17 protein-coding genes are annotated in these 17407 nt (G+C 34.1%); 12 read left to right on the plus strand and 5 right to left on the minus strand.

Going from position 1 to position 17407, the window contains the following annotated elements; all coding sequences use genetic code 11:
- Nucleotides 1-1875 precede the first annotated feature (1875 nt).
- Nucleotides 1876-2316, plus strand: coding sequence for a hypothetical protein (locus ACMT7R_RS01365; protein WP_415309645.1), 441 nt, complete (start codon nt 1876-1878; stop codon nt 2314-2316).
- A gap of 397 nt (nt 2317-2713) precedes the next feature.
- Here the strand turns inward: ACMT7R_RS01365 and ACMT7R_RS01370 are convergent, their stop codons facing one another.
- Nucleotides 2714-3262 carry a pyruvoyl-dependent arginine decarboxylase gene (locus ACMT7R_RS01370; protein ID WP_415310537.1) on the minus strand — a complete coding sequence of 183 codons (549 nt, stop codon included), beginning with the start codon at nt 3260-3262 and terminating at the stop codon, nt 2714-2716.
- 1077 nt (nt 3263-4339) lie between these two features.
- Between ACMT7R_RS01370 and ACMT7R_RS01375 the strand changes: the two genes are divergently transcribed.
- Nucleotides 4340-4753 carry a ChuX/HutX family heme-like substrate-binding protein gene (locus ACMT7R_RS01375; protein ID WP_415309646.1) on the plus strand — a complete coding sequence of 138 codons (414 nt, stop codon included), beginning with the start codon at nt 4340-4342 and terminating at the stop codon, nt 4751-4753.
- A gap of 3 nt (nt 4754-4756) precedes the next feature.
- On the opposite strand, the gene ACMT7R_RS01380 is transcribed toward ACMT7R_RS01375, so the two are convergent.
- A complete protein-coding gene (locus tag ACMT7R_RS01380) occupies nt 4757-5320 on the minus strand; it encodes a DUF4443 domain-containing protein (protein WP_415309647.1) in 564 nt (187 codons plus the stop codon).
- Nucleotides 5321-5626: 306 nt separating this feature from the next.
- On the opposite strand from ACMT7R_RS01380, the gene ACMT7R_RS01385 reads away from it, so the two are divergent.
- Nucleotides 5627-5845: a CbtB domain-containing protein gene (locus ACMT7R_RS01385; RefSeq protein WP_415309648.1), complete on the plus strand. Its 219-nt coding sequence runs from the start codon at nt 5627-5629 to the stop codon at nt 5843-5845.
- A 45-nt stretch (nt 5846-5890) separates the two neighbouring features.
- Nucleotides 5891-6616 (plus strand): CbtA family protein, encoded by a 726-nt coding sequence (locus tag ACMT7R_RS01390; protein ID WP_415309649.1) that lies wholly within the window; start codon nt 5891-5893, stop codon nt 6614-6616.
- A 1195-nt stretch (nt 6617-7811) separates the two neighbouring features.
- Here the strand turns inward: ACMT7R_RS01390 and ACMT7R_RS01395 are convergent.
- Nucleotides 7812-8636 carry an adenylate/guanylate cyclase domain-containing protein gene (locus ACMT7R_RS01395; RefSeq protein WP_415309650.1) on the minus strand — a complete coding sequence of 275 codons (825 nt, stop codon included), beginning with the start codon at nt 8634-8636 and terminating at the stop codon, nt 7812-7814.
- Nucleotides 8637-9139: 503 nt separating this feature from the next.
- Nucleotides 9140-9493, minus strand: coding sequence for a hypothetical protein (locus tag ACMT7R_RS01400; RefSeq protein ID WP_415309651.1), 354 nt, complete (start codon nt 9491-9493; stop codon nt 9140-9142).
- Nucleotides 9494-9808: 315 nt separating this feature from the next.
- Between ACMT7R_RS01400 and ACMT7R_RS01405 the strand changes: the two genes are divergently transcribed.
- Nucleotides 9809-10249 (plus strand): hypothetical protein, encoded by a 441-nt coding sequence (locus tag ACMT7R_RS01405; protein WP_415309652.1) that lies wholly within the window; start codon nt 9809-9811, stop codon nt 10247-10249.
- Nucleotides 10250-10581: 332 nt separating this feature from the next.
- On the opposite strand, the gene ACMT7R_RS01410 is transcribed toward ACMT7R_RS01405, so the two are convergent.
- Nucleotides 10582-10893 carry a PadR family transcriptional regulator gene (locus tag ACMT7R_RS01410; RefSeq protein ID WP_415309653.1) on the minus strand — a complete coding sequence of 104 codons (312 nt, stop codon included), beginning with the start codon at nt 10891-10893 and terminating at the stop codon, nt 10582-10584.
- Nucleotides 10894-11338: 445 nt separating this feature from the next.
- Here ACMT7R_RS01410 and ACMT7R_RS01415 point away from each other — a divergent pair, with 445 nt between their 5' ends.
- The 7 genes from ACMT7R_RS01415 to ACMT7R_RS01445 all read left to right on the plus strand — a co-directional run bounded on the left by ACMT7R_RS01415 (nt 11339) and on the right by ACMT7R_RS01445 (nt 17378).
- On the plus strand, nt 11339-11497 hold the full coding sequence (locus ACMT7R_RS01415) for a hypothetical protein (RefSeq protein WP_415309654.1): 159 nt from the start codon (nt 11339-11341) through the stop codon (nt 11495-11497).
- Complete coding sequence (locus tag ACMT7R_RS01420; protein WP_415309655.1) at nt 11490-11753, plus strand: ChaB family protein; 264 nt, start codon at nt 11490-11492, stop codon at nt 11751-11753. The genes ACMT7R_RS01415 and ACMT7R_RS01420 overlap by 8 nt, the downstream gene beginning before the upstream one ends.
- Nucleotides 11754-12296: 543 nt before the next feature.
- Nucleotides 12297-12554, plus strand: a complete 258-nt coding sequence (locus ACMT7R_RS01425; protein ID WP_145988017.1) for a hypothetical protein — start codon at nt 12297-12299, stop codon at nt 12552-12554.
- 280 nt (nt 12555-12834) lie between these two features.
- Nucleotides 12835-13959 carry a GTPase HflX gene (gene hflX, locus ACMT7R_RS01430; protein WP_415309656.1) on the plus strand — a complete coding sequence of 375 codons (1125 nt, stop codon included), beginning with the start codon at nt 12835-12837 and terminating at the stop codon, nt 13957-13959.
- A gap of 112 nt (nt 13960-14071) precedes the next feature.
- Entirely contained in the window at nt 14072-14593 is a 522-nt protein-coding gene (locus ACMT7R_RS01435) for a MarR family winged helix-turn-helix transcriptional regulator (protein WP_415309657.1), read from the plus strand.
- 75 nt (nt 14594-14668) lie between these two features.
- Nucleotides 14669-16234, plus strand: coding sequence for an MFS transporter (locus ACMT7R_RS01440; protein WP_415309658.1), 1566 nt, complete (start codon nt 14669-14671; stop codon nt 16232-16234).
- 349 nt (nt 16235-16583) lie between these two features.
- The gene (locus ACMT7R_RS01445; RefSeq protein ID WP_415309659.1) at nt 16584-17378 is read left to right on the plus strand and encodes an ABC transporter permease; all 795 of its coding nucleotides are present in this window, start codon (nt 16584-16586) and stop codon (nt 17376-17378) included.
- Nucleotides 17379-17407: the final 29 nt, after the last annotated feature.

Here is a 17407-nt window from a genome sequence, read left to right on the forward strand (position 1 = left end):
CTTTGATCTTATCATGTAGTCAAATCAATCTAATATATGACCCCGTGAATTAATATATTTTCAATTTTATAGTCGCATCACTCTTTTGTACAGCGAACTAGATTTGTGCTCAAATTGATGTAAAATCGAATCCTCATACTTGTGGTCATACAAAGTGACAAGTAGAAGCGTATGAAATACTAAATAATATCACAGCTCCAAAGCTAAAAAAACACAACAATTACTTATAGTTAAGCACGATCTACAATAAAATAACTATTATGACGTACATTTTTGTTTTATTTTTTTTATCAAAAGTAACATATATTATCATAGTTTCGATTAGTTGGCTATGCACGACACCAATGATTTTAAAGTATGGATAAAAAACATTGTTATTATTACAAAAACAGTATGTCTGAAGAACCAAATAACAGTAGAGATCGTCTTCAAAAAAATTCACATATTGCGTAGATCTTATATCGCCAGGCGTAAATTTCTGCTCGTCTTACTCTATGAATTTAATTACTATTTTTATTTTGATTGAATTGTTGAATTAAATATAGACTACTATAGTAGTTGCCACGGAATTCAAGTATTTTCTAAACCTAAATAAAATCTGAAATCTCATCCAGTTGATCCAGCATACTAGAAAAAAGCGAATAAATTGGGATCTTATTACCTCAAAAGTCCTTTTGTATTGTTTTAAACGCTGGGAGTAAACCTTCTCATTTAGGTGGTCAAAAATCGGCAAAAATTGTTATAAGTTAAGGTGGTAAGATCTATTTGGTATATCAAAGAAATCATGCTTTAAATAATCACCTAATCTTCTAGATAATATCTCAATGGTTTGTAAAGGGATTTGTATCAGATTTAAGGCTACTGGAAGAAGTATAAATGGTGGTAGATATATAGAGGGACAAAAGCGATGCCAGCGTTGCGATATTTATATTACTTGGAACGTATCTGTTTTTTGCCCTTGTTGTGGAACACGATTGAGATATAAACCTAGAAACGGTAAATTAAAACTCAAATTTAACGAGGCTAAAAACGAGAGGGAACAAGCTGAAGTCTTGACAATATGACTGGTTTACAAACGATCCTGAGTTCCAAATCTAGAGAAACAATTAAATCTTATATCTTATTCAAATGAGATACCTAATCCTCGAATTGATTCCAATTGTACCTTGATATGATAAAGGTATTTGTAATAATTCTTGCTTTCATTTCGTCTTATCGATAACTACGTATGAGTCATCTCATATTTTGAGACACTTTATTAAGTCTTACTATCTTAGCATTATTTTTTAGCTGGGGATAATTCTCCATTGGATTTTTCTATTGTAGATTATTTTCCTTGTTTTCAACCCCTATTTTGTATATTTTCTAAGATAAGAACATTAAAATCCTTGTTAACCTAATCAAATTACTAATGAAAGGAACATTAATAATGATAGTCATTCTTTTTCTTGAAATATCCTTATGCGGATAGTCTGAATCATTTCTACCATCCTCCAGGCTTTAAATACTTTGTAAAATTCCTTTGATTAATCAATGTTAATGGATGGGAATTCAAAATAGTTTTGCAATTTTTGTGGAATACTTTTTGATATTTCTCGACATATCCAACAATGTAAATTGTTTAATTACTTTCAGTTTGACTCTAGACTTTGTTTTACTTTCTGTGCTGCTTGTTGAATTCCTTGTATGATTTTATCTTCAGCCGGACTTTTGTTTAAAAATCACAATGTTCATGTTGCGGATTGCTGATAAATTATTGTGTGATTTACTCCTGACATATTACCATTTCCCTTATTCTGAAATTCTTGAATTCTTTCCCAACTTTGAAATGGTCAATATATCAACTATTTATATTTTGTAACCCATGCAAATCTATTGAAAAGAGTAAAAGTATCTTTAACTTTGATCGCATTAGCCGCAATATTTTCAATGACTCTCCATCTTGAACAATTAAATGCTGAACCAATCACAATGGATATCAACAAGGCATTAGATCCTGGTCCTGGATTTGGAACAGAAAAGATAGGATCACTAACTATTGATACACAAAATAAAACATTAGATATATCTGCAAATATGACTGCGATTCCCAAACAAGATAAGGTATTTGAAGCATGGTTAGTCGATGCAGATGGATCTAACTATAAGCTCAGTTTGGGTGCAATTGAAGGTGGAAGTCTCAAGACTTCAGAGCATATGGTGAATCCTTATACTTATACACAGTTCATTATTACTGAAGAGCCTTTAGATGACGCTGATCCAAATGCAGCAGGAACTTATGGTGGAGCCGAGCTACAGTCTCCATTTGGACAATAATTTTTTTTTGTAATTATAATTTAACAAGACTAGATTTCACATATCCTCTTTTTATCAAGATATAGGAATGGATACTCAGGGTGAATACATTGGTCCTCACACAACCGATATAGATTCTAGCCTACCCGCTACAAAACAGTTTGCTCACCATGCAATTCTTAAAATATGAATGTTCTTTAAACTTGCTAGTGAAAATCCTTCACTTTGAAACTACATCAATCTAGGACTTAAAGTCAAAATAAAAGGCTTCTAGTATTAGTTTGCAATTAGCTCTTTCTAATGATCAGACCTAACTTTTTTCTAGTGATCATACTCTCATATCAAAAATATGAAAAAGCAAAAAATGACTTTTATTATTTAAAGAAAAATGATATCCCAATTTTGAAACCGGAATTTTTTACAAAATCAGTACTGCAGAACTAACTACCGTTGTCCACATGCCATCTTTATTTCCTTGAGCAGATTGGGTAAAATTCTGTGTTTTATAGATTTTTCCTGATAGTTTCCATTGTTCTTCGTTCTGATCCCAGCTGAGAGTCGGGTCGTTAGGCAGTCCTAATGTAGTTGCCAGCATCTCCATTGCCAAGTCCTCTGCATAATCTCCTGCCTTCGTAGCCGTTTCTCCAGTTGAATGATGCTCTGAGAGATACCCAAATTGAGCATCGTCTGCTGGTCTGGCTAGTCCAATCGATGCAGCTATCAAGCGATTTGGTTCATTAGTAGATGATCTTGCCATTACCGTGAAAACGATCTGCCCAGGCCTGAGATGTTTCCTACCTTCATCTCTATTCACTATTTTGCAAAGAGGAGGTTTGATACTGGATACCGATACTAAGTTTAGGTCGCTAATGGCGGCATCACGCAGTGCAAGTTCAAAACTAGTAAGGTAGTCCTTATGTGTACCTTTACCTTTAGTAAAAAACATGATTTTTGGAACATATAACATCGGATCTGAAGGAAAATGATTATTCCCTTTCATGTCCTATTCTTCCCCCGTTTTTAACCACATTATACGAGTAATAAGATAAAAACATCATTTATAAATTGCAGCCAAAATCAAAGACATCAAATCATGAAAGTACATAAAGTAATTTTCCGAAATCATCATACGGACTTTTGGATTTCAACTGGAAATAATATATTGTTTTTGAACGGGTTTTGAATCGTGCAATGAGTGGTTGCACTAAGATAGTTTAACAAAAGATCGTTTGTATGTGAATATTGGATCCAAAGGATCTATTCATAAAAGATACAACCCCTGATAGGAGGTCATCCTGATACTACTCAACTATTTCGTCTTTTTCTCCAACTGGATTTCCAAATCGTTCAATTTTTGTTACTATCGCTGTATTTATTGTAATTGTTTTTTTCTTTAGCTTGTTTCCCGTACCTCAGCGTCAATATTAGAAACAGTATTTAATTGTTCAAGATGTGATTTTTGACTTTTATAGTATGTTTTATGGAGTAAAAATATTTCAACCAAATATAATAAATAGTAAGGAAGAACCGTCTTTGTACCCAATTGTCAGACAGCGATCGTACCTGACCTTATAGATATTCATGGTAGCAGAGGAAAATAGTAAAGGCATCAATTGGAAGTTCACGTGGGGAACTTTCTCATGCTTTTGTATCGTATATATGTTCAAGAATGATGAGATAGTACAAAACTTTCCATCTTTTTTCATTCAGTTTGCCTTATGTGAAATGGTAGATATGGTACATTCCGTTGACCGAGTTCTAATTACTTGAGTTACAGAGATACTTATCACATGATTGTAGCCTCTAGTATTTTTCACTCATTTTAAGGAGGTCTTGATCAGATTTGCGATTTCACCCTTTCGTGGTAGACATCAGGGTAAATACTAGTATGTGATGATTACTATTTATTTTTGATCTTGATTTTCTCTTTTTGATAATCGGCGTCGTTTAAGTTATTTTTTGTTAATTATGAGTCATGTTTAGTATAAATGAAAGATCAAATAACTTTGGATAATATTAATTATGACTACGAGTTATCATCGATATGTCAGATTCTCAAAAAGTGACTTTTGGAGATTTAATCAAGGATATACTTTTGCTGGACAATGTAATGTTGTCAGTTAGAAGCCAAGGAGCAGTTGCTGAATTAAGATTAGAACGAAATACACCTTTCCGAATCAAGGATCAATATGCAACAATAGGTGATGAAACCGGCCAATGGCATACTCATATTAACATTTATGAATCGAAGGTGGCAAAATTTGTGTCTGAACAAAAGGAAAACGGAAGAAAAAGTTATAGTTTGAGATTTTTTAATTCTGATGGCGGCCTTATCTTACGCGTAAATTTTCTGAAGATGTATGATCTCGAAAATTCTATAGTGCAGGAGAGCCTGACTCAATATGAAAAATTCTACGCAAAGTATGGAAAAAGAGATACACTGTTACTAACCCTATGACAGTCATTCAGAATTTTTCTTAGTCATAACAGTCCTCGTATTAGGAACCAACTTAAAATCTTTATGATGGCCATGACTCTCCAATGTGTAGAGTGCGGCGGATTTTGATGCTAACTCAGATAACACTATACTTGAATCATCACTTCCTATTATTATAATGTCATCGTTGATTGGACTTAACTTATCCTTTAGGATCCTTTCTATTGTCCTTTCATCCTTTAATGCGTTATATTTTGTTCCAGGTATCAAAAATTTTCCATCTCTATAAACAAGGGTAGTAGCTCCCTTAGCACCCATCTTTATTGCTGCATCTCTCTGTTCTACTCCCTGTTTGATTGCGTATTTTACAAATCTCAATAATATAGCGTAATTGAACACAGAAACGGAAATTGAACTCCTCGGAATTTGAGTCTCGGCACAAATAAATCTCGACATTTCTTCAAAAATTTTTTGACCACTTTCAGACATTGCTGTACCCTTATTTGTGGTAATGATCAACTTTTTCATTTTTAGATGCTTTATCAACGTCTTTATCGATCCTTCGCCTAATTGCAATTCTTTAATCAATAACAATCTACTTACGTACCCTTCCCTGTTTATGAGCTGCAAGGTTTTAAAAACATGAGAAGAATTAAATGACAGTACTCTACTCGGTGCATATCTGCTTGAAATAGAATTTAAAGTATTGATTACAAGATGCACAATTGTATCACATTGTACTATAAATTTAATGTTATCCTTTCAATACAATCATTCAATTGTTACCATAATCACAACCTTTTGGACCGGGTTGGATTGCTGATTAGGTGCACATTTATCTCGCTGGATAAACAATACAATACTTTATATACTTGGATCCATTTCTCAATTGTTATGAGTTTTGTTAATGATCTTAGAATTATACACAAGGATCAGGCTCCTAAATTAGCAATCGCGCTTTTAGGCGTTATTGCAATAATTAGTATTTATATTGTAGGTTACGATCAAGGTCAACTATTTAGTTTAGTTCAGGGAAATCAAGCATACGATGCTATGTGGATTCACGAGTTTACGCATGATATTAGACATGCAGCCGGATTTCCTTGTCATTAATCCTCAAAATTTTTTATTTTAGTTAATTTTGTGAGTTATAGTTTTATGAACTCTTATTCGTTTATTTTTATTTCACTTTTAGCAGGTGCCATAGCTGGGTTAATCTTGGCTAGTGTTAATTATTTTGTTGCTGAACCTTATATAGATCAAGCCATAGGAATTGAAATTGAAAATACCATAGCTGCGGGAGAAACAGTTGATTTTAATGAATTAAATACCTATAGAGTTTGGCAGAAAGAAGGCACCTTTGTGGCAGGAGCCTTTCTAGGTGTAACTTATGGTGCAGTACTAGGAATAGTCTATGTTATTGCGCGAAAATATCTGCCTTCTTCTGATGATCGAAAGAAGGCATTGATTTTGGCAGGTCTGATATGTTTGGCATTGTATGTTGTCCCTTTCCTCAAATATCCCGCCAATCCACCTGCTGTGGGTGATCCAGAAACAATCGGATTACGAGAGAGCTTGTATACATCTTTTCAACTAATATCCGGCTTAATAGTCTTAGGTCTCAGTGTTTTGCTGATTAAATTCAAGTCTGTCAACAATTTCAAGTATTTGATTCCGGTATTTTATGTTGGGCTCATAGGATTTATCTATTCCATATTTCCTGCCAATCCAGATGCAATTACCGCACCCATGGATTTGGTTAATTCATTTAGAATAGCGACCTTTACTACGATGGTTATGTTCTACATTGTTCTGGGAATTATATTTGGAATGATGTGGCGAAAATATAGGCCTCACGAAACAACAAGGCTAACAGCCTCCTAATTTCTCAATTTCTTGAAATCTTACACGAAAAATAATTTATTCAAGAAAAATTGACATACATCCTACCTGAATGGTTAATCGGTACTCAGTTTTTGATGCAAAGATAAATTAAAATATATTCTCAAGGATATCTCTAGGAGCAAAATTTTTCTAAATCATTGTTGCACGTACATGTACAAATTATTTCTTGTCAGAATATAAGTGGCATACAAAGGATTAACTATGAGATCTATATGCAAGCAAAATACAATTAGTTTTAGTTGGTATTCATTAGATGAATTATCAACTTTTGCAAAGCTATTTTCTACAGATATGAAGAAGATATCGTTCAATGAATCTATGAGTCCTATTCGATTCTTCTTATCCCTAAAAAGTCATTGTACAACTCTTTATTCTGTCTATTTATTCTAGGCTTGTTACGTAATTTAGTACCACAACATGGACATTCAAGGGAAATTTCAGTTAATTGAAAAAATTTCCGACAGACAGAACACCATTTAAAACCTTGTTTATAAGGACCATTACCCTTACTTCTAGCTATATTTACCGTGAATTGAGAACATCGGTCCTTACAACGCTTTGTCAATTTGCATCATTGAGGGTAAACTATCCTAGTAATATACATTTTGAAAGTAGAACTACTTCTCCCGATGCTCGCTTCAGGTTACAACTAGTAGTATCTTGTCGCCTAGTAAGACTCAAAATAGTTGGGTTAATTATCCAAAGTTGTTGTGCTTAAACATTTTCTGTATAAAGGTAATTTAAGATGTAGTGAAACTTATCGTTAGACCCATAAGGATTCTATGCTTCGGTTTAAAGAAGCTAGTATTCAAGTAAATTCGCTTTTGAATTACTTAAAATGAATGTGAATACAACTATTAAGTTGATGAGGCCAATCCTACTCATGATTATGACCATGTGGAGGATAAATATCATTACTCTAATTGAGGATCAAAAGTCTAATCTGCTACCATGAATTCAATTTTAATTTAAAGACGATAAACATAGTTTCTTGTTCACAATCATTCATCGATTCTGTGATCAGCCTCAGTGTCCATGGGTCCTTATCAACAAGATATTTCAATAATATCAAATGCTAATTCTGCATATGTGAATTATGCAACAATAATTAGGTAAAGGTTTTGAATAGAAAATATCTGATACCAATTAATCTTTTTATAGTATTGTATGATGACTACTTTAAAGTATAAACTTTATAAGCATTACCCGATTTAATATCAATATACTTCCACTCGTTGTAATCAAATTCGACTTGTCTAAAATTTGTTTGAATCTGAGGGTGTAATAGCTTGTAAACATTTTCCCCAACAGATATTTTATTAGGTGACGTAATCGACGTGATCTTCGAAGTAACATTCATTGTATAGCCTAAAACATCAACTTGTGAGCTCTTATCATACCCATACTGAAAAACTATGTTCTCCCCCTCATCCATCCCAATTTTTACCGATAAATTTGGAAAGTCATGTTTACTCAATATTGGATTGATTCCATCTCTGATTATATTTATCATTGATTTGGCGCATCGATACGCATTATCACAAGTCAAATATTTGTTAAACCCTGATGGAAAGAATGCAATGATTGCGTCACCAGCATATTTTAAAACATACCCGTTTAGACTTTCAATAACCGAAGACAATTCGTGAGAAAATGCACGTATAACGGTTACTAGCTTTTCGACCGGCAATGTCATACTCATCTTGGTTGACCCCACCAAATCTGCATACATAACAACCAGAGGTACTTTGGTATCTACATGTCTTATGAGATATTCTTGTCCCCTCTTAATTGACGTATTGTACCTATATCTCTCTTTTATCGCACCCCATAGTCTGTCTTGTCTTAAATGAACTAGGGTTTTTAAATCAAAAATTTCTGTGTCATTTGCAGAGGAACTATTTTTTTTGTAAATTATATCTTCAAGAACTCTTCTATCTTCATCGTCTACATTATCCTTCCTATCGGGTTTATGAGAATCGTTACTTTTTTCTCTCAAAGATTAGAGTTAATATTTATAGCTTAAAAAGATTTATCAAATGCAGAAGTAATCCTGACTAAAAATTATCTCGCAATATGGATTCAGTTAAGGTGTCGATGTCGACTCAAACGTGAGGTTTTAGTAATGTAGAAAACGGATTAACATTATCATATCTTTACATTATCATCCTTTAGTTTCACTAATTGATAGAGATCCTAAGATCCGGTCTATGACGACCAATCGTGAATATAGGTGAGATATCTGATTTCATCATTTTCATCGAATGCATGCATACATGCATGCATACATCTACTGAAACAGTTTACCTTTAATTGTCCATGAATAAAGTTGAATTTTACAATACCTTCAATTATTATTCATCATTATTGGAGAAATTTGAGGTCGCCACCTACTTATTAAAAAGAAAAATAGACGTTTAATACTAGCTATTGAATTCATGTATTCAGGTTATATTGATGGTTTGTTGAGTTACCAATAAAAGTTATGAGACTACAGGATTCTTATTGCTTGACAAGTTTTAGTGTATTGCTAATGATGTTACCATGGTCAGCATCTACCTCAGTGGTAACTACTAATAGGTGATCATCATCTAGGGGAATTGTAATCCTTTTTAATTTTTCATATTCAGTCATTGCATAAATACCCTTCCCTGTTTTGCTAGTAAGGGATTTTCTCAAACCCCAACGTCCAACTGCTTGAAGATTAGATTTTTGTGATTCTTGGGGTGAAAGCAAGCTTGTCATCCCTTCCCGCATGCCCCCATACTTTGTCTCACCGGTTTCATCACAAATACCCGCAAAGCGAACCTTGGGATCAAGAGCTAATACGCTTCTACAGATCTGATCATAATCCATGCATATGTAAAAGAATACCTTGTATTAAACATATCAATAGACCTATACTATTGAATACTACCTTTCATATTTTATCAATAAACTATATTACCAAAATACAAATTATAAAAAATTAGAAAATCTAGTTGAATGTATAATAGATTCTAACCATAGTCCCAGAACCTTTTTAGGAGTGAATATACTCTGACTAATTTCGGTGTCTTTTGTTTTCTCAGGATTTGGTCCTCTATTTACTAGTTCTAAAACTGCTAGAATATTAGAGTATTGCAACTAGTTAGCAAATACCAATATATTTTTTCTATCTTAGCTAGACCTATGAATAATAAAACAAAAAATATTCACAACCAAAACAAAAACAAACTCTTTGTCGCATCAATAGCCACAGTGGTCGCATTAGCCCTTTTCGCAAGCCCCTTAGTGGCTATAGATGACGCCTTTGCAACTAAAAAGAAGAACAAAGCCCAACAGTCCATATCTCAATCACAATCCTCAGCTCAGAACGCCCTGTGTGCTTCTGGTGGAACGACTTTTCTGTCATGTAATAATGTAAACTTCCAGCATCAGTTTAACAGCGGAAACAATGCATTAGCACAAACTGGTCAAGGTGAAAACTCTGCAGAACAAAGCATTAGCCAATCACAATCCTCTAGCCAAAACAGTCAAGTAGTATCTGGTGGAGACACAATCGGCTCTGGTAACAACATCAACATTCAAAGCCAAACAAATACAGGTAACAATGCAGCTGCCCAGAGCTGAATCTCCCTAATTTTTATTTATTTAAAATAGTCATAAAATGGTGTGATGAAGGAATTTTTGAGATGCATAACAAAGAATCATACAGAAAATGTTGTTTTATTTTAGTGGGTTCAGAGATTTGCCCTAGTTTTCATAATGTTCTTTATGAATAAATCATATCTTGGAAGTGTAATAATTCTTGCAGTGTTGAAATACTTATACACAGAGCAGTCGTCAGTTCATTAGTTAGTCTATACTTTCGTAAAATAGTATATCGTGATCAGATGTCCTAAAGTTATCTGTGAAAAATCCTTACGAGAAAATTACTAATATCAATTCTCTGTAGGTGCACATTATTCAGGGAATATTCCAAAAAATGTCTTTACAAATTTTCTCTTTGCCAATTTTAACGCGTTTTCTCCTCTTTCTGTTAAGCTGTAAACTATTGTTTTGCCGTCTTTTTCTTCGACTATAAATCCTGCTTCTCTTAGACTCTTAAGAGCTGGGTATATAGTACCAGGACTAGGCTTTTTTTCGCCTTTTCTATTGGCGATTTCACCTGCTAATTCTTGTCCGTGCATTGGCTTTTTTGATAACAAGAAAAGAATGAGAAAACCCAGCATTCCCCTCATATCGCAACAGTCACCCGCACCCTCTCTATTCATATATCTATTAATATTGGATATCCGATATATATAAATAAATCTTCTCTATTTAATATCGTATGCCCGATGATTGGGATAGGGAGGTGAAATAATGAGTTACGGGTGCTGCGGCTCAAGTTATACTTCCTAGGAGTTTTCTAACAAAAGAGGAAAAAATACAGTTACTGAAGGAATATCACCAGGATCTCCAAAAGGAAGTTCAAGGTGTAGAAGAGAAAATAAAGGAACTCGAAGTAAACTAGTTCAAATTGAGATCTTTATACTTTATTTTTTATCTTGTCCGTATTAACTACAAACAGAAAGTTTGAATTACTCTTTTGGTGGATAAATAATTAGATTATTAATATTCACATCCTAAACCAAATATCTAGGTAATTTTTGGTTCTATCATTTTCTTGAAAAGACTTCCATTTATCTATATATTGTTTGTTAGAATATTACTATTATGAACAGCAGGAACATGTGTGTTTACTCATCGGTATCGGAACATGTAATTCAAATGGCAATTGACAGAGAAAAAAATAATACTCTTACTGGTGTTAACCATTATCAAAACGATTCACAAAGAGGTTCATGGGGCGGAGGAAGTATATTGCATGTCTGAAAAAAAGGGAAAAAAAGAATCTAGAGATGAGGATATTGAATTATCAGAAGCTACTGAAAAAAGAATCGATAGTCTTCCAGAACACGCTCAACATATCTTCAAAAAAGCCCACAGTAGTGCCATAAAAGAGTACAAAGATCCCGATAAGAGGAGGGGGGGCGCCAAAGATGATTTAGAAGAAGTTGCCCACAAGGTCGCTTGGGCCGCAGTCAAAAAAGAGTATAAAAAAAATGGAGACAAGTGGGTAAAAAAATGAATAGCGGGACATAGTGCGGGTAAAAATACCTTTTTCTATCGAGCAATTTCTTGAAACCGGCATTGATAAACAATTATTTTAGCCTGGTTAGATTAACTGGAGATTCTTTAAATCAACTTTTCTGTTCTCTACGATGTGAAAACCTCTCAATTTGCGTCTCCCTCTTCCCATACCCATCCCTCACCCCTCTCTCCTATCTGTTTACAGGAGAAGTTTTAATACACATGATAGTCAGATGTTATTTCTTATTTTTTAAAATATGTACGTTCATTTGTAGAGGATATTATTCTGGACAGGTGACATAGTTTTGTGGAAAAATGAGTGACTTTAAGTAGACAGTCACAACATTTGCTAGTATCGAGAATAGAGCACATTTATACCTGTTTTTTTAGTCTTGACTCATTTCTTATTTAACTTCAATTAAATTATGTTGATATTCTAACAGGTGTTATTTAACATGTCAAACTCTGATTATGCAGTAAAGGTAACTATTTGTTGCCATATAAAGTAACTAATAAATAGCCTTAGCTATTCTTTACTATCATGCGTGACGCAAACTTGATAAAAATCATGATAGAAGAACGAGCTTTGATCAAACTGATAAAATCTATTGGAGAAAAGGAATATTCAACTAGGGATTTGTTGAAAAAACTAGGTGCATATGGTTATGGTCATAAGTTACTACTCAAAGCAGCCGATAAGGGATTGGTGGAAAGAAGCACGGTCAAAAACAGAACCTACAACAAGTTGACAAAAGAGGGTAAAAAAATGATGAAATTGGCCTCTGAGATAGGCGTATAATGATTTTTGGCTTTCAAACGAATCATTGACCAATTTTTTATATATAAAACCCATTTCTTTATAGACTATTTATAGCATGTCTAACTAAACTGATAGAATTATTCGCTACAAAAAAGCAAAATGTAAGATCATTAAACGACAATATATTTAAGATTTAAGGCCCAGCCCACGTATTATGTTTGACTATTTGCAGCAACTGGTAAATTAGTCATAATTTCTACTGCAAAAATATGTAATGTTAATATGAAGAAGAATAATAACTCCTATACAAGTCATCAATTTGCCTCAACATCACAATATAGTTTTGGTTTCATATCCGGAGAATTTTGCTATTCAAGAAGCAAAGGGATTAGTCGAATCGATGCCAAACTACAGAATATTAAAAATTTTTACTCAAAAGTATTTAAATCGTGCAAAATATGGTATGGGGGCAGGTAAAGCTGAAGAGATAAAACAATTTGTTTCTCAAACTACTGATGTAGAAAAAGTAATCGTTGATGAACACCTAAGTGCTAAACAATTATTCAATTTAGAAACCCTTTTAGAAATCCCTGTAATAGATAGAGAGAGGCTCATCCTGGATCTCTTTTATTCCAAGGCCACTACAAATGAGTCGAAACTTCAAATACAGCTTGCCGAAGTGCAGTACAAGATTCCGCAAGTACGAGAAAAAGCTAAACTCATGAGCAAAAGTGGCGAGCGGGCGGGCAAAGGCGGTATGGGTGAGTACGTTGTTGACGTTCAATTTCGAGACCTCAAGCGTCAAATGTCATTCATTAAAGAAAAACTTTATGACGCTCACCTAAAACGTCTCGAATACCGAAAACAAAGATTAAGAAAAGGGATGTTTATTGTATCTCTGGTTGGCTATACCAGTTCGGGCAAGACGACATTATTTAACCTTCTAACAAAAGAGAACAAAGAAACTTCAGCCAGACTTTTTACAACCCTTTCAACGACAACAAGATCCCTTCAATCATCACACCCTTCAAACACGAGTGAAAAAACAAACGATATCTTGCTAGTTGATACTGTGGGTTTTATCAGCAGGCTTCCACATTACATGATCGAGGCTTTCAAGTCTACTTTGGAGGAATCGCTTGAAGCTGATTTGATATTATTTTTGATCGACTCCTCAGAGGAATTAAAAGATATTGGTACAAAATACTCAAGCAGCTGGAATGTGTTAAGGGATTTGAAGGTGGACAGATCCAAGCTTTTTATTCTTTTAACAAAAGCAGATGCTGCTGATAACCAAAAGTTAAATGAAATCATGGATTATTTGGAACCCTCGATTAATAAAATGGCAATCTCTTCAAAAACAGGGTACGGTTTAAACAAACTCAAAAATATCATTATTTCAAAAAAAGCTGAAAAGGTCAAGACCGAGAATATTGAGGATTGAATTTATCCGCCAATAATATTAGTGACCTGATCGTCTACAAAGCTAATTGACTCTACATATAGACTAATAATTTATATACTATTAATTAGTATATTATTAATTAGTATATATAATGATTAAATATGACTATCAGAATAGTATTGGATTCGTCATAAATAGAATAGGTAAATCTCTAATCAATATAATCGATCAAGAATTGCGCAGAAAGTTTAGTATCACATTTGGACAGTGGAAAGTACTAATAATAATTGCAAATAGTGACCAGAATATCACTCAAAAAGATATAGCTGACAAACTAGCACTGGAAGGTCCTACACTAATTCCCATCCTAGACAAATTAGAAAAAGACGGATTTGTAATAAGGAAAAATGATCCAAAGGATCGTCGCATTAATAGAATATATCTTACTGAGAGAGCAGATGGATTTCTTAACGACACAATAGAATGCGTTACTCAGATTAAAAAAGTATGTTTGAATGATTTATCTGAAAACGATATTTTAATTACAAAAAATACTTTAGAAAAAATGTGGCACAATTTACAAGACAGATTTAGCATCAGTAGTTCAGTAGAGACCAGGGCGAAGGGAAATTCATCTCAAGAGTCAAATCCTAATTTATATGTTAGAAATTAGGGATACTCTGAAATAAAATCATACTGCGGTTAGTAACATTCAAGAAATTGATTTAACAAGAGTGAACTTTGAAGATTGAAAAGAATTACACCTAATCATAAACTGATGATCAAGATATCTCCGCCGTGGAAAATACTGATAATACTTAGTTGTCTAGCCACTATGGCAATGTATGCAGAGACTATGCTGATTCCTGCAATTCCCACACTTATTAATGATTTTAATGTATCATACGGATTATCATCATGGATATTGACATCTTATCTTATAGCAGGGGCTGTCATGACTCCCATTGCTGGCAAATTATCTGATATTTTTGGAAGAAAGAAAATCTTGCTCATAATCATGTCGATTTACACACTCGGTGTTCTTGTGGGTGGACTAGCTGAAGATTTTCTGACTATGATAATAGCTAGAACTATACAAGGAATCGGATTGGGGATGTTCCCGATAGCGTTTAGTATTATTAGAGATCAATTTCCAAGGGAGAGGATCTCCATTACCACAGGTATCATTACATCCATGTTTGCAGCGGGATCTGTTATAGGGTTATCCGTTGGAGGATTGATAGTACATGAATATGGATGGAAAATGACATTTTTCACTATAATACCTATTGCTATATTGCTGTTGTGGATGATTCGTAGAAATGTTCGAGTGTCAGAGACTGGTACACCTCCTCATAGCAAAATGACCATTGGGCCTGATATGAAGCCTGATACTGCAAATAATAATACACAGTTTAAAGCGAATCAAAGGTTTTATTCTCAAATAGACATAAAAGGTTCGATACTCTTAGCTATTACCATCGTTTCTTTCCTCCTTTCATTGACATATTTGCAGACTCCCTCAGCGGAGGATCAAAGCTTTAACATAGCTGAAGTAGGATCGCTTAATCCTGACTCAGCTATCAATCAGATTACTCCATTTTTGATAATCGGAATTGTATCTCTTTTATTATTTATATATCAGGAGAGGCGAAGTAAATTTCCACTAATAGATTTTAGGATTTTCCTAAAACCGCCTATATTGCTTTCAAACTTGATCATAATGATTGTTGGACTATCCATGTTTATGGTTTTTCAGACTGTGCCTATCCTGGTACAAAGCCCAGCGCCTATTGGGTTTGACGAGAATGCAATTACCACAGGCATGATACAACTGCCATTTGCCATAGTCTTATTGGTCTTTGGGCCCACATCTGGGTTTATTATTTCAAAGATGGGCTCCATTAAACCTATTATTTTAGGGGCAATATTGACTGCTGCTGGATTCTTCATTCTGTTTTTATTTCATTCGACTGAGATTTTCATTTCTGTAGGCCTCGCTGTTTTGTCTACCGGTTTGTCGCTAGCATCTGTGGGAGCAGTTAATGTAACTATCTTATCAACCCCTATCGAATTTACTGGAGTAACAATGGGCATCGGTACTATGCTTAGAATAGTCGGTTCGTCAATAGGTCCAGCCCTCGCAGCAATGTACATGCAAACCAATCAGTCATTGATAGATATTCAAGGAATAACTACTACAGTGCCTTCATCCTTTTCCTTTGGCTTGATATTCTTTACTGCCTTGATGTTCTCCGTAGCGGCCATAGTCATGTCAATTGTTCTTGGGAAAAAACTGCTTGTGAGGACATAATCTAAAAACAATAACTTTTGTAAAAGGCGGGTTATATCCGCTCACTCACTTCCGTCAATCTCCACTATCAGCATAATAAGCTGACTTTTTCTCAAGTCCACTAAAAATCTGTGTTATGGAACAAAAAACAAGAAGTAAAGTGGTGACTGACTATATCGTTGACTTTAATACAAATTACCACAAATAGGATATGTGGTATTCAACTCCCCGCCCTGATTTCTCTTCGTTACTCGATGAATTCCTTTAGTGTGTTTGAATTTTGAGTTTTGACTTTAATCATGAATATTTTAATATTTTGTGCCGATAATAATAAATGACATAAAGAAAATACCTTTCTAAAAGGATAATCATGAAAATTGCAGTCAAATTGATTAGTTTTAAATTCTTGATATGCCTTTTATCTGCCTTGGCTCTGTTGTATATTGTATATCCTTTTGCAAGTATCATTACTTTCTTTGATCCAGAAAATATAATTAGTTCAATTCAAAGACCCGAGTTGGTCGATGCATTCATACTTAGCATTGTTACAGCCTCCGTTTCGACTGGAATAATAATATTATTTGGGATTCCATTAGCATATTGTCTGTCAAGGTATAACTTTCCTGGCAGGTCTATCCTCTTTGTTGTCGTTGTTATTCCATTGGTGCTTCCACCTTTAGCTAGTGGTGCACTTCTTCTTGGTGTCTTCAATCCTTCTTCAGTCTTGAATTTGTGGTTTCCTGAGATTGAATTTACACAGTCCGTAATAGGAATTATAGTTGCTCAAACTTATGTTGCTTCACCCTTTATGATACTTGCTAGCCTAACTGCATTTGGAGCAATTGACAAATCCTTAGAGGACATTGCAAGGATTCTTGGAAAGAAAAATTGGAAGGTTTTCATACAGGTGTCTTTGCCATTAGCTAAAAGGGGCATCTTGATTGGTATAGTAATGACATGGATTAGAGCAATAGGAGAGTTAGGTGCAACTCTTATGCTGGCTTATAATCCTCATACAATATCGATCCAAATATATGAAGATAATGCCATCGGGGGATTAACTTATGCTATTCCTAGCATACTGCTATCTATCATCCTTTCAATCGTTCTCGTCCTTGTATATACTCACACTAATCAAAAAAATCGATACAATAAATTTCGATAGAAACGATTTTCCCACCCTTGAAAATCATA

Source organism: Candidatus Nitrosocosmicus sp. FF01 (genome assembly GCF_047711275.1).
In the GTDB taxonomy this organism is placed as follows: Archaea; Thermoproteota; Nitrososphaeria; order Nitrososphaerales; family Nitrososphaeraceae; genus Nitrosocosmicus.